The following is a 26,437-nucleotide window of genomic DNA, read 5'->3' on the forward strand; positions in this document are numbered from 1 at the left end:
AAGGGGTTGGGTAAAGGGCGCCGTGGCGCCGACTCAGGACCGGGCGCCGGCGTAGTAGCTGCGGTACCACTGGACGAAATGCTCCAGGCCTTCATGCAGCGGCACCTGGGGGCCGAAACCGGTGAGGTTTTCCAGGGCGCTGACGTCGGCGCAGGTGTTGAGCACGTCACCGGGCTGCAGGGGCAGGTACTCCACCTGGGCCTGGCGGCCCAGGAGCCGCTCCAGGGTGCTGACGTAGTCCTTGAGTTCCACCGGGCGCTGGCCGCCGATGTTGAACAGGCGCCACGGCGCCATGCTGGTGGAAGGGTCCGGCTGTTCGCGATCCCACAGCGGGTCCCGCGCCGGTGGCTTGTCCAGCAGGCGCACCAGGGACTCGACGATGTCGTCGATGTAGGTGAAGTCGCGCTGGTGCATGCCGTAGTTGAACAGCTTCAGCGGACGCCCCTGGCTGATGGCGTCGGCGAACAGGATCGGCGACATGTCCGGCCGGCCCCAGGGCCCGTACACGGTAAAGAAGCGCAGGCCGGTGGCCGGCACGCCGAACAGGTGGCTGTAGCTGTGGGCCATCAGCTCGTTGGCCTTCTTGCTCGCCGCGTACAGCGACAGCGGATGGTCGACGTTGTCGCTGACCTTGTACGGGGTCTGCTGGTTGGCCCCGTACACCGAACTGGACGAGGCATAGATCAGGTGCTGCACCGGGAAGCGCCGGCACATTTCCAGCAGGTTGAGAAAGCCCGAGAGGTTGCTGTCCAGGTAGGCCTTGGGGTTTTCCAGGGAGTAGCGCACCCCGGCCTGGGCGGCGAGGTTGATCACCACCTGGGGCTGGATTTCGGCAAACAGCCGCTCCAGCCCGGCGCTGTCCGCCAGGTCCAGGCGTTGCAGCGGGAAGTGCCCCACTTGCTGTTCCACCCAGCGCACTCGGTCGCGCTTGAGCTGGGGGTCGTAGTAGTCGTTGAAATTATCCAGCCCGGTGACCTGGTGCCCATCCTTGAGCAGACGCAGTGCGGTATGGGCGCCGATAAAACCGGCGGCTCCGGTGATCAGGATATTCATGCGCCAAGGGCCTCCGGGATGCGGTAGGGCAGGCCAATGCTCAGATAGTGCAGACCGGCGTCCGCTGCCTGTTGCGGGTTGTAGAGATTGCGCCCGTCGACGATCAGGCGGTCCTTCAAGGTGTCGCGCAGCAACTTGAAGTCCACCACGCGAAAGGCTTTCCATTCGGTGCAGATCACCAGCGCATCGGCGCCTTGCAGGGCGTCATCGCGGGTGGCGCACAGCTGCAGGTCGTCGCGGTAGCCGTACAGGCGCCGGCATTCGGTCATGGCTTCCGGGTCGTAGGCCTGGACCCTGGCCCCGGCATCCCACAGCGCCTGCATCAGGTAGCGGCTGGTGGCTTCGCGCATGTCGTCGGTGTTGGGCTTGAAGGCCAGGCCCCAGAGGGCGATGACCTTGCCTTGCAGGTTGCCGCCCAGGTGCGTGTCCAGCTTGCGAAACAGCACATGGCGCTGCTGCTCGTTGACGTCGCGCACGGTCTTGAGCATGTGCGGTTCCAGGCCATGGCTTTGTGCGGTATGGATCAGTGCCCGCAAGTCCTTGGGAAAGCACGAGCCGCCGAACCCGGCGCCAGGGTAGATGAAGTGATAGCCGATGCGCGGATCGGCGCCGATGCCCTTGCGCACCGCATTGATGTCCACCCCCAGGCGCTCCGCCAGGTTGGCCATCTCGTTCATGAAGCTGATGCGGGTGGCGAGCATCGCGTTGGCCGCGTACTTGACCAGCTCGGCGCTGCGATTGTCCATGAACATCAGGCGGTCATGGTTGTGGTTGAACGGTGCGTACAGCTCGCTCAACTGCTGGCGGGGCAGGTCGTGGGCACAGCCGACGATGATCCGGTCCGGGCGCATGCAGTCGGCCACGGCCGAGCCTTCCTTGAGGAACTCCGGATTGGAAACCACATGCACCCGCAGTTGGGACTGGCCCAGGTCCGCCAGTTGCTCGGCGACGGTTTCGACCACCAGATCGGCGGTGCCCACCGGCACCGTGGATTTGATCACCAGGGTCTTGTCGCTGAGCATCAGGCTGGCAATCTTGCGCGCCACCGCCAGGACATGGTCGAGGTCCGCCGAGCCGTCTTCGTTGGAGGGCGTGCCGACCGCGATGAAGATCACCTGGGCATGGCCCACGGCATCGCTGGCCTGGGTGGTGAAGTGCAGGCGGCCGGCCTTTTGATTCTCTTCGATCAGGGTCGCCAGGCCCGGCTCGTGAATCGGTGGAATAGAACGTTGCAGCTGGGCGATTTTCTGGCTGTCGATATCGACACAAATCACGTTATGCCCGACATCGGCGAGGGCAACTGCTTGCACCAGACCGACATAACCAGTACCGAAAACGCTGACTTCCAAGGGAACGACCTCGTCCATGATGAGTGTTGAGTGAGGCTGTAGCTCACCTTCCGTAAAAGGCGTATGGCACATTGCCGCTATTGCGCTCTTTTTTTGACACTATCACAACAAAGAGACGTTTAATTGACGTTTATCGGTGATGCATAAATGACGCTGGCGTTTTTCACAATCTTGTTTTTTGATATAAAACTATATAAAACAATGAGTTATAAGTTCTTATTAGGGTGCCAATGTAAAGCGTCAAATAGTTGGTTTCACATTTTCAAAAGATAAAAAATCCGACAAACGGTATGTCTGGACGATAAAAAAATGATGCTTTTTTGCCATTACTGACGGTCTGCTGTTCGGGTTGAGCTGTTTTCTGATCGTTCGGACAATTTTTATGGCGCTGCTGGCCTGATGAAAAATTGAAAAAAATGACAGGTTTATTGCTGGTTTCGCCGGTCGCGGGCCGTTCGCTGCCACAGGGTATTTTTTCGACCGGGAAGTCAGACTAAAGTCGGGTTGGGGCAGTTTTGGCCATCTGCCATCATTGACGCCCCTCATTGATTCAATCAATTCAGCCTGCAATCTTTGATTTGCAGGATGAATGATCCCTGGGTCTTTCCTTACCGACCTCGCGTCACTGATTTGTGCTGGAGCCTGTTCATGCGTCCCCCTTTTCCCCTGATCAATCCGTGCCCGTTGCTGGGCCTCGGAGCCGCCGTCCTGTGGGCAGGATTTGCCCCGTCGGTTCATGCCGACGGCTTTCTCGAGGACAGCAGTGCCAAGCTGGAATCACGCACGATCTACTTCAACCGGGATTTTCGCGACGGCCATAGCAGCACCGAGCAGGGCGCTTCCAAGCGTGAGGAGTCGGCCCAGGGCTTTATCCTCAACCTGCAGTCGGGCTACACCGAAGGCACCCTGGGGTTCGGCCTGGATGCCCTGGGCATGCTGGGGATCAAGCTCGACTCCAGCCCCGACCGCAGCAACAGCGGCCTGCTGCCCTCCAGCGGGCACGACCCGCGGGGTTCGGCGGACCAGTACGCCAAGCTGGGGTTGACCGCCAAGGTCCGGGTGTCGCAGACGGTGTTGAAGTACGGCGCGCAACTGCCGGACCTGCCGCTGCTCAAGTACAACGACGGGCGCCTGCTGCCGACGATTTTCAATGGCGCGCTGCTGACTTCCCGGGAGGTCAAGGACCTGACCCTGACCGCCGCGCGGCTCAACCGCTACACCGCCCGGGATTCCACCGATGCCCAGGACATCCGCGTGCACTGCAAGAACAAGCGCTATGCCTGCAACACCACGGCGGATCACTTCGACACCTACGGCCTGGACTACAAGTTCAACGAGCGGCTGAGCGGCCAGTACCACTACGCCGAGCTGGAAGACATCTACCGCCAGCATTTTGTCGGCCTGCTGGCCAACCAGCCCCTGGGGCCGGGCGTGCTCAAGGGCGACCTGCGCCTGCTCAAGAGTGCCGACACCGGCGCCGAGCGCGCCGGCGGCATCGACAACCGCGCCCTGAGCACCATGCTCGGCTACAGCCTCGGTGGTCAGACCCTGAGCGCCGGCTGGCAGCGCATGTATGGCGACAACTCGATGCCCTACCTGGATGGCAGCAACCCGTACCTGGTGAACTACGTGCAGGTCAACGATTTCGCGGCGATCCAGGAGCGTTCCTGGCAACTGCGCTACGACTACGACTTCAAGGCCGTTGGCCTCAATGGCCTGAGCTTCCTGACCCGCTACGTCAGCGGCGACCACATCAAGGTTCCGGGCAGCCTGCGCGAAGGCCGCGAGTGGGAGCGCGACAGCGAACTCAAGTACGTGGTGCAGAGCGGCACCTTCAAGGACCTCAGCCTGCGCCTGCGCAACGCCACCTACCGCAGCAACTACCAGAAGATCGCCCGCGACATGGACGAAACCCGGCTGATCGTCAGCTACAACTTCTCCCTGCTCTGACCAGGGCCGAGGAAAAGCACCACGGTGGCACTGAATGTTGCAGGCGCTGGCTTGCCAGCGAAGGCATTGCCCGAATCGGCGCAGGGCTGACGGGCCTCTTCGCCGGCAAGCCGGCTCCTACAGCGGTTGCAGTTGATGGCGGTAGGGCAGGTCCGGGCCGGTGCGGGTGCAGGTCAGGGCGGCGGCGTTGACGGCAAAGCGCAGCAGGGCGTCGGTCTGTTCGCGGGTCAATTGCCCGAGGCCCTGGGGCGAGTCCAGTTCCTGCTCGGTCAGCCAGGCAATCAGCGCCGCCTGGAAGGTGTCGCCGGCGCCCACGGTGTCGGCCACTTGAACCTTGGGCGTGGCCACCGACCAGCTGCCATGCCGGGCACTGAATACCGTCGCGCCCTGGCTGCCGCGGGTCAGGAACACCAGTTGGGCGTTGTCTTGCAGCCATCCCTGAATCAGCACCTCCGGCGCCTGCCCGGGATAGAGCAGGGTCAGGTCTTCGTCGCTGACCTTGATCAGGTCGGCGTACCCGGCCAGTTCGGCGATGCGCTGGCGCCACAGTTGGATATCCGGCTGCGGGTTGAGCCGCACGTTGGGATCGAGGCTGATCAGGCGCCGCCCGCGCTCGCGGCGCACCAGGGTCAGCAGGGTGTCGGCAATCGGCTGCACCACCAGGGCGAATGAGCCGACATGCAGCCCGCGCACCCCGGCGTCCAGCTCCGGCAGGTGTTCCTCGAGCAATGGGCGATCGGCGCAGCCTTCGCCGCGGAAGCTGTAGTGCGGCGAGCCATCGGCGCCTACCGCGACCATGGCCAGGGTGGTCGGGGCGGCGAACTCCTGCAGGTAGTCGGTGCGCACGCCTTCCTCTTGCAGCACCCGCCGCAGGCGCTGGCCCAGATAGTCCCGGGACAGCCCGGCGAGCAGCGCGGTGTCGATGCCCAGGCGGCGCAGACCCACCGCCACGTTGAATGGCGAACCACCGGCAATCGCCTGGAACGCCACTTTATTGGCCGCAGCACCGGCCTCATCCGCGCTGAAAAAGTCGAACAGCGCCTCGCCACACACCAAATACATAGTCTTTCGCTCTTCAAAGGGTTGTCAGTCGTTGTCGATAGTCTTGGTACAGCGATTCGTAGGCCGCTACGTGTTCGGCCCGAGGCTGGGTGGCGCTGCTCGGGTCCAGGTGCACGCAGCGCTCACAAAGTGATTGCAGGTCCAGCGTCGGCTGCTGCTCCCGGCCGTGACACCAGGCGGCCTGGATCGCCGCGCCCAAGGCCGCGGCTTCGCGCCCCCGGGGGCAGATCCCCGGGGTGTGCATGATATCGGCGACCATCTGCCGCCACAGCGGCCTTTTTCCCCCACCGCCGATCAGGCGGATGCTCTGGCTGTGCAAGCCCGCCGCGCGCAACAGGTCCAGGCCGTAGCGCAAGCCGAAGGTGGTGCCTTCGACCACGGCGCGGCACAGATTGGCCTGGGTCAGGTTGTCCAGGGTCATGCCATGCAGGCTGCCCTGGGCATGGGGCAGGGCGGGCACCCGCTCACCGTTGAAAAACGGCAACAGGCGCAGCCCTCCGGCGCCGATCGGCGCTTGCGCCAGGCGCTGGTTGAAACCGGCCAGGTCCAGGTCCAGCAGCTCGCGCACCAGGGTGGTGGCATTGGTCAGGTTCAGGGTGCAGATCAGCGGCAGCCAGCCACCGCTGGATGAGCAGAAGGTCGCCACCGCCGGCTCCGGGCTGATCCTTGGATGGTCGGCAAAGGCATACACGGTGCCGGAGGAACCCAGGCTCATGGTGATGATGCCGGGCTGGATATTGCCGGTGCCGATGGCCCCGAGCATGTTGTCGCCACCGCCGCTGGCCACCAGTGCCTGCGCGCTGATGCCCAGTTGCCGGGCCATCGCTGGCTGGATGCGGCCTACCGCCTGGTGCGCTTCGAGCAGTTGCGGCAAGGCCCGTTCCAGGCGCCCGCTGGGGTCGATATGGGCCAGCAGGGCGCGGTCCCAATCGCGTTTGCGTACATCGAAGTAGCCGCTGCCCGAGGCGTCGCCGTACTCGCTGCAATAGCGTCCAGTCAGGCAGAAATTCAGGTAGTCGTGGGGCAGCAGGATGTGCGCGATACGTTGGAACACCTGGGGGTGCTGCTCTCGGGTCCAGAGCAGTTTCGACAGCGTATAGCCCGCCGCGATGGCCAGCCCCAAACGCTCCAGAGAGCCTTGTGGGCCCCCCAGCCAGTCCAGCAGGCGCTGGTTCTCGGCGCTGCTTTGGGTGTCGCACCAGAGCTTGGCCGGGCGCAGCACCTGGCCCTGGTCGTCGAGCAGCACCAGCCCGTGCTGCTGGCCGCAGATCCCGACACCGAGCACCTGCTGGCCATCCACCCCGGCTGCCTGCAATGCCTGCCGGGTTGCACCGATGCAGGCCTGCAGCCACTGCGCCGGGTCTTGCTCGCGGCGGCCATTGGCGCCGCTGATCAGGTGGTGGGGCGCGGCGCCGTGGCCCAGAACGCTGCCGCTGCGGCTGTCGAGTATCAGCGCCCGGGTGCCCTGGGTGCCGCAGTCGATGCCAAGAAAAAGCCTGGGTTGAGTCATGAGGATTCCCGGTTCTGATGGTTGTTGGCGCTCTGGATAATCTCGCCCTGGCCGCCGCCGGGCCTTGGGCGAGGCGGCGAAAAGACCCGTGGGCCCTTGCCAGGCACGTTACCGCCAAGCGCACTTCATCGCGCGAGCAAGCGCTCCAGGGTCGTGCTCACGCCGTGTTCGCGCAAGCTGTTGAAGCAGCGCTCGAAGGCGGCGATGAACTCGGCGGAGCGCGCAATCGCCAAACCGAAGATCTCTTCCACCCCCAGCAGACGCTGGCTCAACAGGTGGTCGTCGGCCACCAGGGCCTGACAGAACTCGGCCCTGGGGTCGGGGATCGAGTAGTGCCTGCCGGTTTCGTCCACCCCCCGCAGGTACAGGGCCCAGGCCGCCACCACCAGGGCCGCGCGCTCGGTGTCGCGGCCATCGGCAATCAGGCGGTTGAGCGTGGGCACGGTGAACTTGGGCAGCTTCGATGAGCCGTCGCTGCACACCCGCTCCAGCTGGTCGGCAATCGCCCGATTGGAGAAGCGCTGGATGAGGGTGTCCTTGTACGCCGCCAGGTCGATGCCCGGCACCGGCGCCAGTTGCGGGGTCACGTCCAGGTCCATGTAGGCCCGCAGGTAGGCGACGAACAACGGATCCTCCAGGGTTTCGTGGACGAAGCGGTAGCCCTTGAGAAAACCCAGGTAGGTCAAAGCCAGGTGGCTGCCGTTGAGCAGCTTGATCTTCATCTCTTCATAGGGCGTGACGTCGTCGGTGAACTGCACGCCGACCCGCTCCCAGGCCGGGCGGCCGTTGCTGAAGCGGTCTTCCAGCACCCACTGGGCAAAGGGTTCGCAGACCACCGGCCAGGCATCGTCGATGCCTTGTTCATCGTGCAGTTGCAGGCGGTGGGCATTGCTGGTCATGGGGGTGATGCGGTCGACCATGGCGTTGGGAAAGCTCACGTGACGGGCGATCCAGTCGTGCAGATCGGCGTCGTGGCGGGCGGCGAAGGCCAGCAGCGCCTTGCGGGTCACCGCGCCGTTGTGCGGCAGGTTATCGCAGGACATCAGGGTGAAGGCCGGGATGCCCGCGGCCCGGCGACGGGCCAGGGCGGCGCAGAGAAAGCCGAAGACCGTGCGTGGCTGCCGCGGGTGGGCCAGATCGTGCTGGATCTGCGGCAGATGCAGCATGAACTCGCCGGTGCTGTCGTCGATGCAGTAGCCGCCCTCGGTGATGGTCAGGGAGACGATGCGGATCTCTGGGCTGGCCAGCTTGTCGATCAGCGCCTGGGCGCCGTCCTCGGCCAGCAGCATCTGGCTGATGGCGCCGATCACCCGGACTTCGTGGCCGGCGCCGTCACCCAGCTCGTAGAGGCTGTAGAGGTAGTCCTGGCCGGCCAGATCGTCCCGGACGCGGCGATCTTCGGGGCGCAGGCCGACGCCGCAGATGCTCCAGTCCAGGCCCAGGCCCTGGTTCATCAGGGCATCGGTGTAATAGGCCTGGTGGGCCCGGTGAAAGCCGCCAACGCCGATGTGGGCAATGCCCTGGCGGGTGTCGCTGGGCAAGTAGGCGGGCAGCCGCACCTGGGGCGGCAATTGGCTGAGGTTCAAGCGATTGAGTTTCATCCGGGGGCTCTCGGTCATCAGGGGATCAGGCGGCGGCGCGCAGCAAGCGGGGAACGGCCAGGCCTTGGGCATCGAACAGATGGCAGTGCTCGGGATCCAGGCGCAGGTGCAATGGCTCGCCGTGACGGCTGGCCAGGTCACCGCGGATGCGCAGGGTCAGGGCTTCGCCGCAGTTGTTGCGGACATGGCAGAAGGTGTCGCTGCCCAGGCGCTCGGCAACGTCGGCGGTCACCGCCAGGCTGGCGGGGCCGGGCTCTCCCAGCTCCAGGTGTTCGGGACGGATGCCCAGGGTCACCGCGCTGCCGACCTTGAGCTGTGCGCTGTGGCGCTCCAGGCGCAGGCGCGTCCCGGCTTGCAGGTGCACCTCGCAACCCTGGCTGTCCATCTGGCTGACGTGGCCCTTTAGAAAGCCCATTTTCGGCGTGCCAAGAAAGCCCGCGACAAACAGGTTGGCCGGGTTGTGATACAGCTCCAGGGGCGCGCCCACCTGTTCCACTCGGCCGCCGTTGAGCACCACCACTTTGTCCGCCAGGGTCATGGCTTCGACCTGATCGTGGGTGACGTAGATCATGGTGGCCTGCAGCTCCTGGTGCAGGCGCGCCAGCTCCAGGCCATCTGCACCCGCAGCGCGGCATCCAGGTTGGACAGCGGTTCGTCGAACAGGAAGATCTTCGGGTTGCGCACAATCGCCCGACCGATGGCCACGCGCTGGCGCTGGCCGCCGGACAGCTGCCTGGGCTTGCGTTCGAGCATCGGCCCCAGTTCGAGGATGCGCGCCGCCGCCTCGACTTTCTGCTGGACCAGGGCCTTGTCGATCCCGGCCAGGTCCAGGGCGAAGGACATGTTCTTGCGCACGCTCATGTGCGGGTACAGGGCGTAGGTCTGGAACACCATGGCCAGGTCGCGCCTGGCCGGGCTGACGTTGGTGATGTCGCGACCGTCCAGCTCGATGTGCCCGCCGCTGACTTCCTCCAGCCCGGCGATCAGTCGCAGCAGGGTGGATTTGCCGCAGCCCGAGGGGCCGACGAACACCACGAATTCCTTGTCGTGTACCTCAAGGTCGATGCCCTTGATGATCTCGAAGCCTTCGAAGCCTTTTTGCAGGTTGCTGATTTTCAGGTGAGCCATTGGGGTGTCTCCAGAATTCGAGGGTTACTTCACCGCGCCAAAGGACAGGCCGCGCACCAGCTGTTTCTGGCTGATCCAGCCGAAGATCAGGATCGGTGCGCAGGCCAGGGTCGAAACCGCCGAGAGCTTGGCCCAGAACAGCCCTTCGGGGCTGGAGTAGGAGGCGATCAGCGCGGTCAGCGGGGCGGCATTGGCAGAGGTCAGGTTCAGCGACCAGAAGGCTTCGTTCCAGCACAGGATCAGCGACAGCAGCACGGTGGAAGCCAGCCCGCCCTTGGCGATCGGCAGCAGCACCCGGAGCATCTCCTGGGCCAGCGTGGCGCCGTCCAGGCGGGCGGCTTCGAGGATGTCCCGGGGGATGTCCTTGAAGTAGGTGTAAACCATCCACACCACGATCGGCAGGTTGATCAGGGTGTAGATGATGATCAGTGCGATGCGCGTGTCCAGCAGGCCGAAACCCTTGGCCAGGAGGTAGATCGGCATCAGTACGCCCACCGGCGGCAGCATCTTGGTCGAGAGCATCCACAGCAGGGTGCGCTTGGTGTTGCGAGTCTCGTAGAAGGCCATGGAGTAGGCCGCCGGCACCGCGATCAGCAGGCACAGAGCGGTGGCGCTGAAGGAGATCAGCACCGAGTTCCAGGCATAGGCGAAGTAGTTGCTGCGCTCGTTGATGTGCAGGTAGTTCGCAAGCGTCGGCGTGAAGATGAACTGTGGCGGCGTGGCAAAGGCATCGATTTCGCTCTTGAAGCTGGTCAGCACCATCCAGAAGATCGGAAAGAAGATCAGGATCGCGATGGCCCAGGCCAGGGTGCCCAGCAGCAGGCTGCGCAGGCGTCGGGATTGTTGCAGGGTCATGACGGGCTCCTCAGCGCTGGTCGGTCAGGTTCTTGCCGAGCATCCGCACCAGGATGATCGCGGCGATATTGGCGATGACCACGGCGATCAGGCCGCCGGCGGAAGCCATGCCCACGTCGAACTGCACCAGCGCCTGGTTGTAGATCAGGTAGGCCAGGTTGGTCGAGGCGTAGCCCGGGCCGCCGTTGGTGGTGGTGAAGATTTCGGCGAACACCGAGAGCAGGAAGATGGTTTCGATCATCACCACCACCGCGATCGGCCGCGCCAGGTGCGGCAGGGTCAGGTGCCAGAAGATCGCGAGCGGCCCGGCGCCATCCAGGCGCGCGGCTTCTTTCTGCTCCTGGTCCAGGGACTGCATGGCGGTCATCAGGATCAGGATGGCGAACGGCAGCCACTGCCAGGAGACGATGATGATGATCGACAGCAGTGGGTAGTGGGCCAGCCAGTCCACCGGCTGGGCGCCGAACAGCTTCCACACGGCGGCGAGGATGCCCGATACCGGGTGGAAGATCAGGTTTTTCCAGATCAGCGCACCCACCGTGGGCATGATGAAGAACGGCGAAATCAGCAGCACCCGGACCAGGCCGCGGCCGAAGAACTCGCTGGCCTCCAGCAGGGCGCTGATCAGCACCCCGAACACCACGCTGATCAGCAGCACGCTGCCCACCAGCAGCAAGGTGTTGCTGGCCCCGGGCACAAAGCCCGAGTCCGTGAGGAAGTAGCTGAAGTTCTCCAGGCCGACGAACTGGTTTTCGCCGGGGTACAGCAGGTTGTAGCGGATCAGCGAAAAGTACAGGGTCATGCCCAGGGGCACGATCATCCACAGCAGCAACAGCAGCACCGAAGGGCTGACCAGGAACCAGCCGGGGTTGGTCTGGCGACGCTTGCGGGGGGCCGTCTGCGCTTGCAGATGGAGCTTGGCAGTCGAGGTATTCATGGTGATCACAACCCGTTGGGTACAAGAGTGCGCGACAGCGCGCTGGCATTGCCGGTGGACAGTAGGAGCTGGCTTGCCAGCGAAGGCGTGCTCAAGGGCCACCCAAGGTTCACAGGCCCTTTCGCCGGCAAGCCGGCTCCTACGGGACGCGCCGGGTTATTTGCGGTAGCCGGCGCGCTGCATGTCCCGCTCGGTGCTCTGCTGCGCGGCGGCCAGGGCCTGGTCCACTGTGCTCTGGCCGATCAGCGCCGCGGAAAACAGCTTGCCGACCTGGGTGCCAATGGCCTGGAACTCGGCAATGGTCACCAGCTGGATGCCGACGTAGGGCACCGGTTTCAGGGTCGGGTGGCCCGGGTCCACCGCCTTCAGCGATTCCAGGGTGATCCGGGCAAAGGGCGCGGCGTTCATGTAGGCCGCGCTGTAGGTCGAAGCCCGGGTCCCCGGCGGCACGTTGGCGATGCCATCCTCCTGCGCCACCAGGGCCGCGTACTGCCTGGAGGTGGCCCAGGTGGTGAAGGTCCTGGCGGCGTCCTTGGCCTTGGAACTGGCGGGGATCGCCAGGGACCAGGAATACAGCCAGGCGCTGCCCTTGTCGGTGACCTGATGCGGGGCAAAGGTGAAGCCCACATGCTCGGCGACCTTGCTCTGGCCCTTGTCGGTGACGAAGGAGCCGGCGACGCTGGCGTCGACCCAGATCGCGCATTTGCCGCTGTTGAACAGCGCCAGGTTTTCATTGAAGCCGTTGCTCGACGCCCCTGGCGGGCCGGATTTTTTCATGTTGTCGACGTAGAAGGTCAGGGCGTTCTTCCACTCCGGCCCGGTGAATTCGGGCTGCCATTGCTCATTGAACCAGCGCGCGCCGTAGCTGTTGGCCAGGGTGGTGATCAGGGCCATGTTCTCGCCCCAGCCGGCCTTGCCCCGCAGGCACAGGCCGTATTGCTCCTGGCCGGGCTTGTTGAGCCTAGCGGCGAACTCACCGATCTGCTCCCAGGTCGGGCGCTCGGGCATGCTCAGGCCGGCTTGCTGGAACAGGTCGGTGCGGTAGTAGGTCATCGAGCTTTCGGCGTAGAACGGCAGGGCATAGAGCGTGCCCTTGACCGACAGCCCCTCGCGCACCGACGGGAAAACGTCATCCAGCTCATAGCTGGCGGGCAGGTCCTGCATCGGTTGCAGCCAGCCCTTGGCGCCCCAGAGCGCGGCCTCGTACATGCCGATGGTGAGCACGTCGAACTGCCCGCCCTGGGTGGCGATATCGGTGGTCAGGCGCTGGCGCAGGACGTTTTCTTCCAGTACCACCCAGTTGAGCTGGATGTCCGGGTGCTCGGCCTCGAAGGTTTTCGACAGCCGCTGCATACGGATCATGTCGCTGTTGTTGACGGTGGCGATGGTCAGGGTCTGGGCGCCGAGGGTGACGCTGCTGAGGGTCATGCAGGTGGTGACGAGCAGGGCTTTGGTGCAAGGTTTCATCGGTCACTCCTGTTCTGCGCCGGTGCGGGCTGCAGAAGGACGGTTATTGTTGTTATGTCTTCCGCCGGGCGAGGAAGAAGGTGGGCTGATTACAGCCCGCCAACGCAGTGCTGACAAATCATCCCTGACACTTGAATCGATACTTTTTTGCACTGCCGGGATGCCGGGTCATGGGGCGTGGTGGCGGTTTGCTCGGCTTGCCCTGGTGCTCGGGCGCTGCAGGGTCGGACGAATGCGTATCGGTTTTTGCTGGCGCAAGGGCGTCAACTACGGCCAAAGCCCACTGGCTTTTTCCCGATCACTGCCTAAGATGGCGCTCCCGGGATTCTTAGGAAAACGTTGGTCACGATGGCGGAAAAAGACACCATCTCCATGCAGCTGGTGCGCGAGGCGCTGCTGCAAAGTTGTGCGCCGGGGGCGGCCACCGCTGAAGTGCTGAGCAAGGTCGGGATTGATCCGGCGCTCTTGCAGCAGGCCTCGGCGCGGGTTCCGGCGCTTGCCTACGCGCGTCTCTGGCGTCTGCTGGCCCGGCGCCTGGACGATGAGTTCTTCGGCATGGACCCGCGCCGGCTGAAATCCGGCAGCCTGGCGTTTCTCTGCCGCTCGGCCATGGCCCAGCCGACCCTGGCGGCGGGGCTGGACTCGTTGCTGGGCTTTCTGTCGTTGATGTTCGAGCGCCTGCCGGCGCAACTGGTACGCCAGCAGAGCCTGGCGGAAATCGTCCTGCAGGAGGACGAGCATGAGCCGGGCCGGGCCTTCACCTATTTCACCTACTGGATGATCGTCCACGGCGTGGCCTGCTGGCTGGCGGGACGGCGGATTCCGATCCTGGCCATCGAACTGCGCTGCCCGCAGCCGGATTTCTGCGACGACTACCGGGTGATGTTCTCCGACAACCTGCGCTTTGCCCGGTCGCGCACGCGGATGATCATCGCCGCCGATTGCCTGGACCTGCCGATCAAGCGCAGCGAGGAAGAGCTCAAGCGCTTTCTGGCCCAGGCCCCGGCCAACATCCTGGTGAAATACCGCGACCCTGAAAGCCTGGCCAGCCGCATCAAGCAGCAGTTGCGGCAATTGCCCGGAGAGCAGTGGCCGGAAAGCGAAAGCCTGGCCCAGAGCCTGTGCATCTCCGCCTCGACCCTGCGCCGCCGCCTGGCCGAGGAGGGGCAGAGCTACCAGGCGCTCAAGGACAGCGTGCGCAAGGAGCTGGCGATCGTCTGGCTGGCCGAGCCGCAGATCAGCTTTGCCGAGATCGCCGGGCGCCTGGGGTTTGCCGACACCAGCTCGTTCTACAAGGCGTTTCGCAAATGGTCCGGTTCCAATCCTGGTCACTACCGCAGCCTGATCCTCAACGACCCGCCATAACCCACCCCAGCGCCCGTAGGAGCCGGCTTGCCGGCGAAGAGGCCCGCAAGCCTCGCACCACCCCGGACGCCGTCTGCGCCGGCAAGCCCGGCGTGGGCTCTTGGCCAAACCGGTCACGCAACTTGATAGCTTTGACCATTGTCGCGCGAGGGCTCTGGCGCCAGTATTTCCCTGCTTTTCATGAGGTTCCCATCCTAATAAGAACAGTGAGGGATTCTGGCAATGCGCAACTACCTGTCCGCCATCAAGGATTTCAATTATCAGCACTGTGTCGACGCCGCCCTGGCGGGTTCGCTGTCGGCGCTCAATGCCTGTGTCGAATGCTGCGACCGGCATGCGTTGCCCGGGCGCATCGCGCTGTTCTGGGAAGGCCGCGACGGCAGTAGCGCCACCTATACCTTCACCGAATTGCAGGACAAGGCCGCACGCCTGGCCAATTTCTTCCTGGCCCAGGGAGTCGGCAAGGGTGACCGGGTCGCCGGGCTGCTGCCGCGCAATGTCGAGTTGCTGATCACGGTGCTGGCCACCTGGCGCATTGGCGCGGTGTACCAGCCGCTGTTCACCGCCTTTGGCCCCAAGGCCATCGAGCACCGCCTCAATAGTTCCAAAGCCAAGCTGGTGATCTGCGATGCGCTGAACCGGCCGAAGCTGGCGGAAGTCGCCGAGTGCCCGACCATCGTCACGGTCGCGGCGGCCAAAGGGCAGGGCATCGTGCGTGGCGATTTCAGTTTCTGGGCCGAGCTGGAACAGTATCCGGCCCACTGCGAGCCGGTGCTGCTGACCGGCGAAGACCCGTTCCTGCTGATGTTCACCTCGGGCACCACCGGCCCGTCGAAAGCCCTGGAAGTGCCGCTCAAGGCCATTGTCGCGTTCCAGAACTACACCCGTGACGCGGTGGACCTGCGCCCCGAGGATGCGTTCTGGAACGTCGCCGATCCGGGTTGGGCCTATGGCATCTATTTCGGCGTCACCGGGCCCCTGGGCCTGGGTCACCCAATCACCTTCTACGATGGCCCCTTCACCCTGGAAAGCACCTGCCGGGTGATCAACAAGTACGGCATCACCAACCTCACCGGCTCACCTACGGCCTACCGCCTGCTGATCGCCGGCGGCGACCAGTTCGCCCGTTCGATCAAGGGGCGGCTGCGCATCGTCAGCAGCGCCGGCGAGCCGCTGAACCCGGAAGTCATCCGCTGGTTCGCCGAGCAGCTGGATGTGGTGATCCACGACCATTACGGCCAGACCGAGCTGGGCATGGTGCTGTGCAACCACCACGGCCTGGAGCACCCGGTGCATGTCGGCGCCGCCGGTTTCGCCTCGCCCGGCCACCGCATCGTGGTGCTGGACGAAGAGTACCGCGAGCTGGGTGTCGGCCAGCCGGGGATCCTCGCCATCGACCGGCGCCAGTCGCCGATGTGCTGGTTCGCCGGTTACGCCGGGGTGCCGACCAAGGCGTTCGTCGGCGACTACTACCTCAGCGGCGACACCGTCGAGCTGAACCAGGACGGCAGCATCAGCTTCGTCGGTCGCAGCGACGACGTGATCACCACCTCCGGCTACCGGGTCGGCCCGTTCGACGTGGAGAGCGCCCTGATCGAGCACCCGGCGGTGGTGGAGGCGGCGGTGGTGGGCAAGCCCGATCCGGAGCGCACCGAGCTGGTGAAAGCCTTTGTGGTGCTCAGCGAGCAGTACCGCGCCACAGCGGAGTTGGCCGAGGAGTTGCGCCAGCATGTGCGCAAGCGCCTGGCGGCCCACTCCTACCCCCGTGAAATCGAATTTGTCAGTGATTTGCCCAAGACCCCCAGCGGCAAATTGCAGCGCTTTATCTTGCGCAACCAGGAAATTGCCAAGGCTCAAGAGGCCGCGGCGTCAACAGCTACCGCGTAAACAGGATTGAAACGATGCAGATCGCAAACAAGGTTTTTCTCGTCAGTGGCGGCGCTTCCGGCCTCGGTGCGGCCAGCGCCGAAATGCTGGTGGCCGCCGGCGCCAAGGTGATGCTGGTGGACCTCAACGCCGAGGCCGTGGCGGCCAAGGCCCAGCAGTTGGGCTGCCACAGCGTGGTGGCCGACATCAGCCAGGAGGCGGCGGCCGAAGCGGCGGTGCAGGCCACGGTCAAGGCCTTTGGCGGGCTTAACGGCCTGGTCAACTGTGCCGGCATCGTGCGCGGCGAGAAGGTCCTGGGCAAGAACGGCCCCCATGCCCTGGCCAGCTTCAGCCAGGTGATCAACGTCAATCTGATCGGCAGCTTCAATCTGCTGCGCCTGGCCGCGGCGGCCATCGCCGAGAGCGCTGCCGACGCCGATGGCGAGCGCGGGGTGATCATCAACACGGCCTCCATCGCCGCCTTCGACGGGCAGATCGGTCAGGCCGCCTACGCCGCGTCCAAGGGCGCCATCGCCAGCCTGACTCTACCTGTGGCCCGCGAGCTGGCGCGTTTCGGCATCCGGGTGATGACCATCGCCCCGGGGATTTTCGAAACCCCGATGATGGCCGGCATGAGCGACGAAGTGCGTGCCGGTCTGGCCGCCGGGGTGCCGTTCCCACCGCGCCTGGGCAAGCCCGTCGAGTACGCCGCGCTGGTGCGGCATATCATTGAAAACAGCATGCTCAACGGCGAGGTGATCCGTCTCGACGGCGCCTTGCGCATGGCCGCCAAATAAGGAGGAATTCTCATGTCCATTGCTCAAGATCCGATTGTCATTGTCAGCGCCGTGCGCACCCCGATGGGCGGGTTCCAGGGCGAACTCAAAGGCCTCAGCGCCCCGCAACTGGGGTCCGAGGCGATTCGCGCCGCGGTGCAGCGCGCCGGCATCGGCGCCGATGCGGTAGAAGAAGTGCTGTTCGGCTGTGTGCTGTCCGCCGGCCTCGGTCAGGCCCCGGCGCGCCAGGCGGCCCTGGGCGCGGGGCTGGACAAGGGCACCCGCTGCACCACCCTGAACAAGATGTGCGGCTCCGGCATGGAGGCCACCATCCTGGCCCATGACAGGCTGCTGGCCGGCAGCGCCGAGGTGGTGATCGCCGGCGGCATGGAAAGCATGTCCAACGCACCGTACCTGCTGGACCGCGCCCGCAGCGGCTACCGCATGGGCCACGGCAAGGTGCTCGATCACATGTTCTTCGACGGCCTGGAAGATGCCTACGACAAGGGCCGGCTGATGGGCACCTTTGCCGAGGACTGCGCCGAGGCCAACGGTTTCACCCGCCAGGCCCAGGACGACTTCGCCGTGGCCTCCCTGACCCGCGCCCAGCAGGCGATCAAGGACGGCCTGTTCAAGGACGAGATCGTTCCCCTGCAAGTGACGGTCGGCAAGGAGTCGAAGCTGATCAGCGATGATGAACAGCCGCCCAAGGCCAAGCTGGACAAGATCGCCACCTTGAAACCGGCGTTCCGTGACGGCGGCACGGTCACCGCCGCCAACTCCAGTTCGATCTCCGACGGCGCGGCCGCCTTGGTCCTGATGCGCCGCTCCGAAGCCGACAAACGCGGCCTCAAGCCCTTGGCGGTCATCCATGGCCACGCGGCCTTTGCTGACACCCCGGGCCTGTTCCCGGTGGCGCCGGTGGGCGCCATCGAGCGGCTGATGAAAAAGACCGGCTGGTCACTGAACGAGGTCGATCTGTTCGAGATCAACGAAGCCTTCGCCGTGGTCAGCCTGGTGACCATGAACAAGCTCGACATCCCCCACGCCAAGGTCAACGTCCACGGTGGCGCCTGCGCCCTGGGCCATCCGATCGGTGCCTCCGGCGCGCGGATCCTGGTGACCCTGCTCTCGGCCCTGCGCCAGAAGGGCCTCAAGCGTGGCGTGGCCGCGATCTGCATCGGCGGTGGTGAAGCCACGGCCATGGCCGTTGAATGCCTGTAACGAGGAATCCCGATGTTGCCCAATGACGAACAACTGCAGATCAGCGACGCCGCCCGGCAGTTTGCCCAGGAGCGTCTGAAGCCCTTTGCCGCCGACTGGGACCGCGAGCACCGCTTTCCCCGGGAAGCCATCGCCGAGATGGCCGAGCTGGGCTTCTTCGGCATGCTGGTGCCCGAGCAGTGGGGCGGATGTGACACCGGCTACCTGGCCTATGCCATGGCCCTGGAGGAGATCGCCGCCGGTGATGGCGCCTGTTCCACCATCATGAGCGTGCACAACTCGGTGGGCTGCGTACCGATCCTCAAGTTTGGCAACGATGAACAGAAGGAGCGTTTCCTCAAGCCCCTGGCCAGCGGCGCCATGCTCGGCGCCTTCGCCCTCACCGAGCCCCAGGCCGGCTCCGACGCCAGCAGCCTGAAGACCCGGGCCCGGCGTGATGGCGACCACTACGTGCTCAACGGCTGCAAGCAGTTCATCACCTCCGGGCAGAACGCCGGGGTGGTGATCGTCTTCGCGGTCACCGACCCGGCGGCCGGCAAGCGCGGCATCAGCGCCTTTATCGTGCCCACCGATGCGCCGGGCTATAAGGTCGCGCGCATCGAGGACAAGCTTGGCCAGCACGCCAGCGACACCTGCCAGATCCTCTTCGAGGATGTGAAGGTGCCACTGGCCAACCGCCTGGGGGAGGAGGGCGAGGGCTACAAGATCGCTCTGGCCAACCTCGAAGGCGGCCGCGTGGGCATTGCCTCGCAATCGGTAGGCATGGCCCGGGCCGCCTTTGAAGCGGCGCGCGACTACGCCCGCGAGCGCGAAACCTTCGGCAAGCCGATCATCGAGCACCAGGCGGTGGCCTTCCGCCTGGCGGACATGGCCACCCAGATCGCCGTGGCCCGGCAGATGGTGCATTACGCCGCGGCCCTGCGCGACAGCGGCAAGCCGGCCCTGGTGGAAGCCTCGATGGCCAAGCTGTTTGCCTCGGAAATGGCCGAGAAGGTCTGCTCGGCGGCCTTGCAAACCCTGGGCGGCTATGGCTATTTGAGCGACTTCCCGCTGGAGCGGATCTACCGCGACGTGCGCATCTGCCAGATCTACGAAGGCACCAGCGACATCCAGCGCATGGTCATTTCGCGCAATCTCTGACTTTTTAGCAGGAGCTGATACATGAGCTACGAAACCATCTTGTTGGACATCAAGGATCGGGTCGGCCTGATCACCCTCAACCGCCCCCAGGCGCTCAACGCCCTCAACGCGCAGATAGTCAGCGAAGTGAACCAGGCGCTGGACCGCCTGGAAGCCGACCCGCAGATCGGTTGCATCGTCATCACCGGTTCCAAGAAAGCCTTTGCCGCCGGTGCCGACATCAAGGAAATGGCCGAGCTGAGCTACCCGCAGATCTACCTCGACGACCTGTTCAGCGACAGCGACCGCGTGGCCAACCGGCGCAAGCCGATCATCGCCGCGGTCAACGGCTTCGCCCTCGGTGGCGGCTGCGAACTGGCGCTGATGTGCGACTTCATCCTGGCTGGTGACAACGCCAAGTTCGGCCAGCCGGAAATCAACCTCGGCGTGCTGCCGGGCATGGGCGGCACCCAGCGCCTGACCCGCGCGGTGGGCAAGGCCAAGGCCATGGAAATGTGCCTGACCGGACGCTTTATCGACGCCGTGGAAGCCGAACGCTGCGGTATCGTCGCGCGCATCGTGCCGGCGGACGAACTGGTGGAAGAAGCCCTGAAAGTCGCCGCCGTGATTGCCGCCAAATCGATCCCGGTGAGCATGATGATCAAGGAAAGCGTGAACCGCGCCTTCGAAGTCAGCCTGTCCGAAGGCGTGCGCTTCGAGCGCCGGGTATTCCACGCCGCCTTCGCCACCCAGGACCAGAAAGAAGGCATGGCCGCCTTCATCGCCAAGCGTGATCCGCAGTTCAAGGATCAGTAGCTTCTACGCTGAACCGCCAAAAAACGCAGCCAAGGCTGCGTTTTTTTGTTTCAACTAGCGTCGCGCGGTCCTGCCCCTATTCCCATCACAGAAGAACATCGCCCGGCGTTTTACGACAAATCCTATAGGTTTTGCTTGACCCCCTTGCTAGGTTGTTGCGCTCGCGTCAAGTGCAGCTTGATCAAGGCTGGATGCTCATTCCAGCCCACGCATGACAAGGAACCGTCATATGCGCCAAAGGGACTTGAAGTTCACTTTTTCCGTCACTTCAGCACAGGTGGAATTCGAGGTTGTCGAATTCACCCTGGAAGAAGCGATTTGCGAGTCTTATCGGATGGTGCTGGAACTGGCCAGCTACACGCCTAACATCGATTTTTCTCATGTCCTCGATCAACCCGTCTTGCTGACGATCTGGCAGGGCGGTACGGCCATACGCCATGTCCACGGCCTGGTTTCCAGTTTTACCCAAGGCACCACGGGTTTTCGTCGTACGCGTTACCGGGCGCTGGTCGAACCGCAGTTCGCTCGACTCGGGTTGAGCTCTGACTGGCGTATTTTCCAACACAAAAGCGTGCCAGAGATTCTCAAGTCGGTATTGGATGAGCACGGTGTTCTGGATTATCAGCAACGTATCTATACCGACCACTTGCCCCGCGAGTACTGCGCCCAGGTGGGCGACAGCGACCTTTATTTTTTCGAACGGCTTTCGGCAGAAGAGGGGCTGTTCTATTTCTTCAAGCACCAAGAAAGCACTTGTACGTTGATTCAAAGCGACAAACTGTATGTTCAGGAGCGCATTCAAGGAGAGCCGGTGCTATTTAGCGGGCAACCGGCTGGGGATGCTGAGCAGCCGGTGTTGTATGCCTTCAGCTACACGGAAAATGTTCGCACGGCCGAGCAAACTCAACGGGACTACAGCTTCAAGCGGCCGGCATTCAACCAGCAACAGCGCAGAGTGGGCGACGACCTTGAACATCAGGCTCGGCACTATGAGCGTTATGACTACCCTGGCCGCTACAAGGTCAGCGCTACCGGTAAACCCTTCACGCAGAACCGTCTGCTGGGCCTGCGCCGCGATGCTCGAATGGCGATTGTGCAAGGTGATGATCCTCGTCTGATACCGGGATTTTCCTTTCAACTGACAGGTCACCCGAGGGCTGACTTCAATCGTTGGTGGCGTACGGTCAGGATCACTCACAAAGGGATCCAGTACGCCAGTCAGCAAGAAGAGTCAGGTGATGCTGAAAGAGGTGTGAGCTATGACTTCACCGCGCAGGTCGTTACCGAGGAGACCGAATGGCGTCCGCAGCCACTGCCCAAGCCTGTGGTCGACGGACCGCAGATCGCGACGGTGGTCGGCCCGCAAGAGGAAGAAATCCATGTGGATGAATTTGGTCGGGTGAAAATTCAGTATCCGTGGGATCGAACAGGCAAGAACGACGCGTTCAGTTCCTGCTGGGTGCGGGTGGCGCAGAATTGGGCGGGGGCGGAATGGGGGCATATGGCGATCCCGCGTGTCGGCCAGGAAGTGATCGTCGATTATCTGGATGGTGATTGCGACCAGCCGATTATTACTGGGCGTACCTATCGCAGGTCTCACATGCCACCCTATCAATTACCGAATCACAAGACTCTCAGCACGATCAAAAGCAAGGAATACAGGGAGGCGCGAGCCAACGAGTTGCGCATCGACGATACCACCCAACAGATCAGCGCAGCCTTGATGAGTGATCACGGCAATACAGCATTGCACTTGGGCTACCTGACCCATCCACGCCCTGCTGGTGGAGCGGCTCGCGGCGAGGGTTTCGAGCTTCGCACCGATGAGCACGGTGCGTTGCGTGCCGCTAAAGGATTGCTGCTCAGCACCGAGGAGCAATTGAAGGCTGACGGCGGGCAACTGGACCGGGCTAGTGTGGTTCAAGTGCTGGAAGCGGCATTGCAGGTGGCCAAGGGGTTGGGCGACTACGCCACGGGGCATGCTGGCGTGGCCCATGACAGCAAGCCTCAGGAAACTCTCAATGAAGTGGTTCGCGAGCTGGGGCGCGGGGCCAACGATGAACCGGGCGGCAAGGGTGGCAAACCAGCCATCGTCCTGAGTGGTCCCGCTGGCATCGCGGCCGCTTCCCCGCAGAGCATCACTATGGCCGCTGGTGAACATATCGACAGCGTGGCCCAGCAGAACCAGCAGCTTACTTCCGGGCAAAAGATCGTGCTCAACGCGGGCTCTGATCTTGGGTTGTTTGCCCAAGGTGGCGAAATTCGGCAGATCGCGCATCAAGGGCTAATGCTGTTGCAGGCGCAAAAAAACAGCATTCGCCTAGAGGCTGACCAGAGCGTGGAGCTCAGTGCGAGCAAGCAGCATGTGCTGATCTCGGCCCAGGAGCACATCACGCTGATGTGCGGTGGCGCCTACCTGACTCTCAAGGGCGGGGACGTCGAACTGGGTATGCCGGGCAACTTTACCGTCAAGGCGGCGAAGCACAGCCATAGCGGCCCCGCTCATGCATCAACCACTTTCAACTCATGGGACTCGACCCCCTTCAATGACGCCTATGTCCTACGCGACGAAACCACACTAAAGCCGCTGGCCAACACCCAGGTAGAACTGCAGCGTGGTGACGGGGCGACTATAAAACTCAGCACTGACAGCCATGGGCGATTGCCAAGACAGCAGGATCTGTCGATGGATCAAGTGCAGATACGGATTCTGGCCAATGGCAACGGTAGCAACGCTGACAAGGAGTCCAGTACATGAACCAAGCAGGCCTTCACAGTGAGCAGGATGTGATTATTCCCCGAACCCGGGACAATTTAGGTCGTCCGGTTTACAAGGCTCAACTGACTCCAGCCGATGATCAACGTGACAAGGTGCTGCTAGTCAAACAACTCGCCCCCATTCCAGTGATCTTCATTCCGGGCATCATGGGGACGAACCTACGAAATAAAAAAACCAAAGCCAGGGTATGGCGACCACCGAATGCTGGAGGGTTCAGCGGCGTGCTGGAAGCTCTTGGGGCTGTGCTGGTCTGGGTTTTTCGCGGGCCCAAGCGACGCCAGGAGTTACTGAAGGCCGAGGACGTGGAAGTCGATGATCTGGGCGCTATCGACCTGGGCGCCTCAGGTCTGAGTGAGGAGGCGGCTCGGAGTCGAGGTTGGGGCAAGGTCCATTGCATGGGGTACGGTCCCTTTATGGCGCTGATGGAGACGCGGCTCGATAGCATCGTCAGCCAGCAGGAGATTCAGGGATGGTGGGGTGAAGAAAGCCAGCGCTCGCCTGCCGAGTATGGTGAGGAGCTGGGCAAAGTGGATGCTCTTGACGAGAAACAGCTGCTACAGGCCGGTAAATACCAGTTCGACATCTGGTGTGCCGGTTACAACTGGCTGCAGTCCAATCGGCAGTCGGCTCAGGATGTACGTGACTATATCGAAAACACGGTGCTGTCTTTCTACCGTCAGCGGGGCGGCATCAGTTCCGAGCAGGCGGAGCAGATGAAGGTGATTCTGGTGACTCATTCCATGGGGGGATTGGTCAGCCGCACTCTGACTCAGGTGCAGGGTTATCAGCGTGTATTGGGTGTGGTTCATGGCGTGCAGCCGGCAGTCGGCTCGTCGGCGATCTACCATCACATGCACTGCGGCTATGAAGGTGCAGTGCGGCTCATTCTAGGCGCCAACGCCGGTGAGGTGACGTCAGTGGTAGGCAACTCCCCTGGTGCATTGGAGCTGCTACCAACTGCCGAGTATCGGCAAGGGAAACCCTGGCTATTCCTATGTAATGCACAAGGACAGGTTATTCGCGATGTTGATGAGAGCCGCCGAGCTTATCCGCAAAACAAGGATCCTTACCGGGAGATCTATAAGAGTTCTGCGTGGTATGGGCTGGTGCCGGAGCAGAACAGTAAGTATCTGGATATATCGTCGGAGCTTGACAAACAGAACAGTATTCTAAGTCCGCGTGCGATGTTTAATAAGCTGATCGACGTTGTCGAAGAGTTTCATATTGAACTATCTACGGCCGGCTATCACTCTGAAACTTATGCCCATTACGCTGCCGATAACTCTCCAGAGCGCCACAGTTGGCGCGACATAATCTGGCAGGGCGAGCCTGGACCGTTGGAAAGGCCAGGCTCAACTTTTAAGGATGATGAAAGAGGTAGTTACAACAGTTGGTTTCGTCGCGGCCTACCTTACATCGTTCCCACTCTTGGTTCGTGGAGTGAGCAAGGTGATGAAGCTTCTGGCAGTGGCGGAGATGGCACAGTACCCACCGACTCTGGGCAAACACCCGGACAAAATAATATCAGGGCTAGCTTTCGGCACGGCAACAAGGGACGTGGGAGCTACAACAGCGAACAAGGTTACGAGCATGCGGATAGCTACAACGATAAACGTGCCCAATGGGCCGCGTTCTATGGCGTGATCAAAATCGCCCAGCTTGCAAATTGGCACTCTGGCGACCAAGGCGGTTCATGATGCGCTCGAAACACCTGTTCATGATTCTTATCTTGGTCACCCTGAGTAGTGTGGCCAGCTGTACCTCGTTGTCCTCTTCTCGGAGCCCTGTCATGGAAAAAACCGGATGGATCACCCATTGCTTTGGTCGCTTTCTGATTGATCTGCCCTCTGAGGCGAAGATCAATGCCGGTTACTACCTGTGGGGCCGAGTGATCGAGCCACTTGAGGATACCCCAACAGCATTGGCCGTTCGGATTACTCAGCGTGAGCAGGAACTGAAAAGTGAACGCCATAAAAAAGTGCAAGGAAGCATGTTTATCCGTCGGTTGGATTTTGCCGGAGGCTCAACGGGTTTGTTGTCATGGGCTACCCCCGCCAGCCTCGAAACTTACTTGATGGACACTTTCGCCGTATCACAACCATCATGGCGGGCATATCACTGGAAAGGAGAAATGTCTCCGGACAGAGAGAGTCGCGGGATCGAAATTACGGACTACCTCGTCCACAACCTGTATTCGCGCGCGCCCAGTGAGATCCCCAGCAAACCTGGTTTCTGCATCGATCGCGCGTACATTGCGGGTAGCCGCTTTCAGCCTGAAAGGTTCGATATTGGTGTGACTTTCCCCAACTATCCCGGTGCGCATTTCGAGTTCAGTTCAAGTACTGGAGCCGAGCAGGATCGTTTGCTGGATCGAGTCGGTGGTTTCCTGATTGGTGCAGCACAAGCGTTCTCGGGGATCGAGACCTTGCGTAGAAGAGAACGTGCTGGCCCGGTACCGGCTGATGAGTATCTGCTCGCTGCCAGCGATAAGGGGCAACGCTTCTATACCTTTGCCTGGGAAGCCCAAGGTCAGAATGAGTCACTCACTGAACCCAATATCTCCGCGACCCTTGGGGTGCTAGAGCGCAGCCCTGATAAAAATGGCAATCCGCCGCCTCCTGCCTTCAAATCCGATAGAGAGGCGCTGGAGCTTTGGGACGCAATCATCGATTCGATCCGTCTGCGCCCGGTGTCCTGACTGCCTACAGGTTGAAGTCCGGCTGTCCGCCATGGTTCGACTTCACCGACAAGCGAATGAATGTTTTCCAAAGTCAGCAAGGGAAAGGAAACAGATATGGATATTGTACGGCTTGGCGACTCCACCACCCATGGTGGCACTGTCATAGAGGCCTTCGGCGATACCGACTTGAATGGCAAGCCCATGGCGGGAGTGGGCCATCAGGTGATGTGCCCGTTGTGCAAGGGAGCCTTCCCGATTGTGCAGGGCAGCACTTTGTTGGACGTCAGGGGCGTTGCGATCGCGCTTGATGGGATGAAAACCGCTTGTGGCGCCAATCTTATCGCCAGCGATCCCAAAGGCCGAGCCGAATTCTGATACTTGTGCAGTCGCTGACTTGCCAGCGAAGGCGCATTGCATGACTCAAGGGGCTCTTCGCCGGCAAGCCGGCTCATGCGGGGAGCAGCCAAAAAATCGCAGCCTGAGCTGCGATTTTTGGTTGGCGGCGCTGCTGTCTACAGCTGGTAATGCTTGAGCTCGCGAGCAATCAGCAGGCGCTGGATCTCGCTGGAGCCCGTAGATCTGGGTGATCCGCGCATCGCGGTAGTAGCGCTCCACCGGATAGTCCTCGCCCAAGGCCTGGGCGGCGATGCCGATGCGCCCCTTCGAGGTTGGACAGGGCGACAACCAGGCCCTTGCCCCGTTCACCCAGCGGGTTGGCCTCGGGGATGGTGCACAGGTTGAGCATGATGATCAAGGAAAGCGTGAACCGCGCCTTCGAAGTCAGCCTGTCCGAAGGCGTGCGCTTCGAGCGCCGGGTATTCCACGCCGCCTTCGCCACCCAGGACCAGAAAGAAGGCATGGCCGCCTTCATCGCCAAGCGTGATCCGCAGTTCAAGGATC

Annotated in this window: 19 protein-coding genes and 3 pseudogenes; 12 read left to right on the plus strand and 10 right to left on the minus strand. The window is 62.7% G+C overall.

The genetic code is table 11. The features are described from left to right. Positions 1-33 precede the first annotated feature (33 nt). Together DNK59_RS29415 and DNK59_RS29420 are read right to left on the minus strand one after the other, a co-directional pair. Complete coding sequence (locus tag DNK59_RS29415; RefSeq protein ID WP_110725584.1) at positions 34-1,053, minus strand: NAD-dependent epimerase; 1,020 nt, start codon at positions 1,051-1,053, stop codon at positions 34-36. Beyond that, positions 1,050-2,402, minus strand: coding sequence for a UDP-glucose/GDP-mannose dehydrogenase family protein (locus tag DNK59_RS29420; protein ID WP_177431317.1), 1,353 nt, complete (start codon positions 2,400-2,402; stop codon positions 1,050-1,052). The genes DNK59_RS29415 and DNK59_RS29420 overlap by 4 nt, the downstream gene beginning before the upstream one ends. A 648-nt stretch (positions 2,403-3,050) precedes the next feature. On the opposite strand from DNK59_RS29420, the gene DNK59_RS29425 reads away from it, so the two are divergent. Continuing rightward, positions 3,051-4,352 (plus strand): OprD family porin, encoded by a 1,302-nt coding sequence (locus DNK59_RS29425; RefSeq protein ID WP_110725585.1) that lies wholly within the window; start codon positions 3,051-3,053, stop codon positions 4,350-4,352. Positions 4,353-4,469: 117 nt separating this feature from the next. Here the strand turns inward: DNK59_RS29425 and DNK59_RS29430 are convergent, their stop codons facing one another. The 7 genes and pseudogenes from DNK59_RS29430 to DNK59_RS29460 all read right to left on the minus strand — a co-directional run bounded on the left by DNK59_RS29430 (position 4,470) and on the right by DNK59_RS29460 (position 12,873). Beyond that, positions 4,470-5,414, minus strand: coding sequence for a carbohydrate kinase (locus DNK59_RS29430; RefSeq protein ID WP_110725586.1), 945 nt, complete (start codon positions 5,412-5,414; stop codon positions 4,470-4,472). Positions 5,415-5,427: 13 nt separating this feature from the next. Next, complete coding sequence (gene xylB, locus DNK59_RS29435; RefSeq protein WP_110725587.1) at positions 5,428-6,924, minus strand: xylulokinase; 1,497 nt, start codon at positions 6,922-6,924, stop codon at positions 5,428-5,430. A gap of 125 nt (positions 6,925-7,049) precedes the next feature. Next, on the minus strand, positions 7,050-8,525 hold the full coding sequence (locus tag DNK59_RS29440; RefSeq protein ID WP_110725599.1) for a mannitol dehydrogenase family protein: 1,476 nt from the start codon (positions 8,523-8,525) through the stop codon (positions 7,050-7,052). A gap of 25 nt (positions 8,526-8,550) precedes the next feature. After that, positions 8,551-9,653: pseudogene (locus DNK59_RS29445) on the minus strand (ABC transporter ATP-binding protein). A gap of 24 nt (positions 9,654-9,677) precedes the next feature. Beyond that, positions 9,678-10,508, minus strand: coding sequence for a carbohydrate ABC transporter permease (locus tag DNK59_RS29450; protein WP_110725588.1), 831 nt, complete (start codon positions 10,506-10,508; stop codon positions 9,678-9,680). 10 nt (positions 10,509-10,518) lie between these two features. After that, positions 10,519-11,445 carry a carbohydrate ABC transporter permease gene (locus DNK59_RS29455; RefSeq protein ID WP_092314786.1) on the minus strand — a complete coding sequence of 309 codons (927 nt, stop codon included), beginning with the start codon at positions 11,443-11,445 and terminating at the stop codon, positions 10,519-10,521. A gap of 156 nt (positions 11,446-11,601) precedes the next feature. Beyond that, positions 11,602-12,873 carry a sugar ABC transporter substrate-binding protein gene (locus DNK59_RS29460; protein WP_244168933.1) on the minus strand — a complete coding sequence of 424 codons (1,272 nt, stop codon included), beginning with the start codon at positions 12,871-12,873 and terminating at the stop codon, positions 11,602-11,604. Positions 12,874-13,260: 387 nt separating this feature from the next. On the opposite strand from DNK59_RS29460, the gene DNK59_RS29465 reads away from it, so the two are divergent. The 10 genes from DNK59_RS29465 to DNK59_RS29510 all read left to right on the plus strand — a co-directional run bounded on the left by DNK59_RS29465 (position 13,261) and on the right by DNK59_RS29510 (position 25,912). Beyond that, positions 13,261-14,277, plus strand: coding sequence for an AraC family transcriptional regulator (locus DNK59_RS29465; protein ID WP_110725589.1), 1,017 nt, complete (start codon positions 13,261-13,263; stop codon positions 14,275-14,277). A gap of 222 nt (positions 14,278-14,499) precedes the next feature. Then, complete coding sequence (locus DNK59_RS29470; protein WP_110725590.1) at positions 14,500-16,164, plus strand: AMP-binding protein; 1,665 nt, start codon at positions 14,500-14,502, stop codon at positions 16,162-16,164. A gap of 14 nt (positions 16,165-16,178) precedes the next feature. Further along, on the plus strand, positions 16,179-16,940 hold the full coding sequence (locus DNK59_RS29475) for an SDR family NAD(P)-dependent oxidoreductase (RefSeq protein ID WP_110725591.1): 762 nt from the start codon (positions 16,179-16,181) through the stop codon (positions 16,938-16,940). A 12-nt stretch (positions 16,941-16,952) separates the two neighbouring features. Further along, positions 16,953-18,143: an acetyl-CoA C-acyltransferase gene (locus DNK59_RS29480; RefSeq protein ID WP_110725592.1), complete on the plus strand. Its 1,191-nt coding sequence runs from the start codon at positions 16,953-16,955 to the stop codon at positions 18,141-18,143. A gap of 12 nt (positions 18,144-18,155) precedes the next feature. Next, complete coding sequence (locus tag DNK59_RS29485; RefSeq protein WP_092314796.1) at positions 18,156-19,283, plus strand: acyl-CoA dehydrogenase; 1,128 nt, start codon at positions 18,156-18,158, stop codon at positions 19,281-19,283. 21 nt (positions 19,284-19,304) lie between these two features. Then, the gene (locus DNK59_RS29490; protein WP_110725593.1) at positions 19,305-20,078 is read left to right on the plus strand and encodes an enoyl-CoA hydratase; all 774 of its coding nucleotides are present in this window, start codon (positions 19,305-19,307) and stop codon (positions 20,076-20,078) included. 229 nt (positions 20,079-20,307) lie between these two features. Continuing rightward, positions 20,308-22,836: a type VI secretion system Vgr family protein gene (locus DNK59_RS29495; protein WP_110725594.1), complete on the plus strand. Its 2,529-nt coding sequence runs from the start codon at positions 20,308-20,310 to the stop codon at positions 22,834-22,836. Then, positions 22,833-24,554, plus strand: a complete 1,722-nt coding sequence (locus tag DNK59_RS29500) for a triacylglycerol lipase (RefSeq protein ID WP_110725595.1) — start codon at positions 22,833-22,835, stop codon at positions 24,552-24,554. Before DNK59_RS29495 ends, DNK59_RS29500 begins: the two co-directional genes overlap by 4 nt. A 92-nt stretch (positions 24,555-24,646) precedes the next feature. After that, positions 24,647-25,555 (plus strand): T6SS immunity protein Tli4 family protein, encoded by a 909-nt coding sequence (locus tag DNK59_RS31845; protein ID WP_256596733.1) that lies wholly within the window; start codon positions 24,647-24,649, stop codon positions 25,553-25,555. 96 nt (positions 25,556-25,651) lie between these two features. After that, positions 25,652-25,912, plus strand: coding sequence for a PAAR domain-containing protein (locus tag DNK59_RS29510; RefSeq protein ID WP_103742494.1), 261 nt, complete (start codon positions 25,652-25,654; stop codon positions 25,910-25,912). A gap of 137 nt (positions 25,913-26,049) precedes the next feature. Here the strand turns inward: DNK59_RS29510 and DNK59_RS29515 are convergent. Next, a pseudogene (locus tag DNK59_RS29515) lies at positions 26,050-26,285 on the minus strand (acyl-CoA dehydrogenase family protein); the annotation flags it as partial. Here DNK59_RS29515 and DNK59_RS29520 point away from each other — a divergent pair. After that, positions 26,275-26,437, plus strand: a pseudogene (locus tag DNK59_RS29520) (enoyl-CoA hydratase-related protein); the annotation flags it as partial. The pseudogenes DNK59_RS29515 and DNK59_RS29520 sit on opposite strands and share 11 nt — an antisense overlap.

It is taken from the genome of Pseudomonas sp. TKO26 (assembly GCF_003225665.1).
Classification (GTDB): domain Bacteria; phylum Pseudomonadota; class Gammaproteobacteria; order Pseudomonadales; family Pseudomonadaceae; genus Aquipseudomonas; species Aquipseudomonas saponiphila.

Excerpts from the sequence above, each read along its gene's own strand:
- DNK59_RS29415 (WP_110725584.1), bottom strand. The coding sequence starts at position 1,053 with ATGAATATCCTGATCACCGGAGCCGCCGGTTTTATCGGCGCCCATACC.
- DNK59_RS29425 (WP_110725585.1), top strand. The coding sequence starts at position 3,051 with ATGCGTCCCCCTTTTCCCCTGATCAATCCGTGCCCGTTGCTGGGCCTC.
- DNK59_RS29430 (WP_110725586.1), bottom strand. The coding sequence starts at position 5,414 with ATGTATTTGGTGTGTGGCGAGGCGCTGTTCGACTTTTTCAGCGCGGAT.
- xylB (WP_110725587.1), bottom strand. The coding sequence starts at position 6,924 with ATGACTCAACCCAGGCTTTTTCTTGGCATCGACTGCGGCACCCAGGGC.
- DNK59_RS29440 (WP_110725599.1), bottom strand. The coding sequence starts at position 8,525 with ATGAAACTCAATCGCTTGAACCTCAGCCAATTGCCGCCCCAGGTGCGG.
- DNK59_RS29450 (WP_110725588.1), bottom strand. The coding sequence starts at position 10,508 with ATGACCCTGCAACAATCCCGACGCCTGCGCAGCCTGCTGCTGGGCACC.
- DNK59_RS29455 (WP_092314786.1), bottom strand. The coding sequence starts at position 11,445 with ATGAATACCTCGACTGCCAAGCTCCATCTGCAAGCGCAGACGGCCCCC.
- DNK59_RS29460 (WP_244168933.1), bottom strand. The coding sequence starts at position 12,873 with ATGACCCTCAGCAGCGTCACCCTCGGCGCCCAGACCCTGACCATCGCC.
- DNK59_RS29465 (WP_110725589.1), top strand. The coding sequence starts at position 13,261 with ATGGCGGAAAAAGACACCATCTCCATGCAGCTGGTGCGCGAGGCGCTG.
- DNK59_RS29470 (WP_110725590.1), top strand. The coding sequence starts at position 14,500 with ATGCGCAACTACCTGTCCGCCATCAAGGATTTCAATTATCAGCACTGT.
- DNK59_RS29475 (WP_110725591.1), top strand. The coding sequence starts at position 16,179 with ATGCAGATCGCAAACAAGGTTTTTCTCGTCAGTGGCGGCGCTTCCGGC.
- DNK59_RS29480 (WP_110725592.1), top strand. The coding sequence starts at position 16,953 with ATGTCCATTGCTCAAGATCCGATTGTCATTGTCAGCGCCGTGCGCACC.
- DNK59_RS29485 (WP_092314796.1), top strand. The coding sequence starts at position 18,156 with ATGTTGCCCAATGACGAACAACTGCAGATCAGCGACGCCGCCCGGCAG.
- DNK59_RS29490 (WP_110725593.1), top strand. The coding sequence starts at position 19,305 with ATGAGCTACGAAACCATCTTGTTGGACATCAAGGATCGGGTCGGCCTG.
- DNK59_RS29495 (WP_110725594.1), top strand. The coding sequence starts at position 20,308 with ATGCGCCAAAGGGACTTGAAGTTCACTTTTTCCGTCACTTCAGCACAG.
- DNK59_RS29500 (WP_110725595.1), top strand. The coding sequence starts at position 22,833 with ATGAACCAAGCAGGCCTTCACAGTGAGCAGGATGTGATTATTCCCCGA.
- DNK59_RS31845 (WP_256596733.1), top strand. The coding sequence starts at position 24,647 with ATGGAAAAAACCGGATGGATCACCCATTGCTTTGGTCGCTTTCTGATT.
- DNK59_RS29510 (WP_103742494.1), top strand. The coding sequence starts at position 25,652 with ATGGATATTGTACGGCTTGGCGACTCCACCACCCATGGTGGCACTGTC.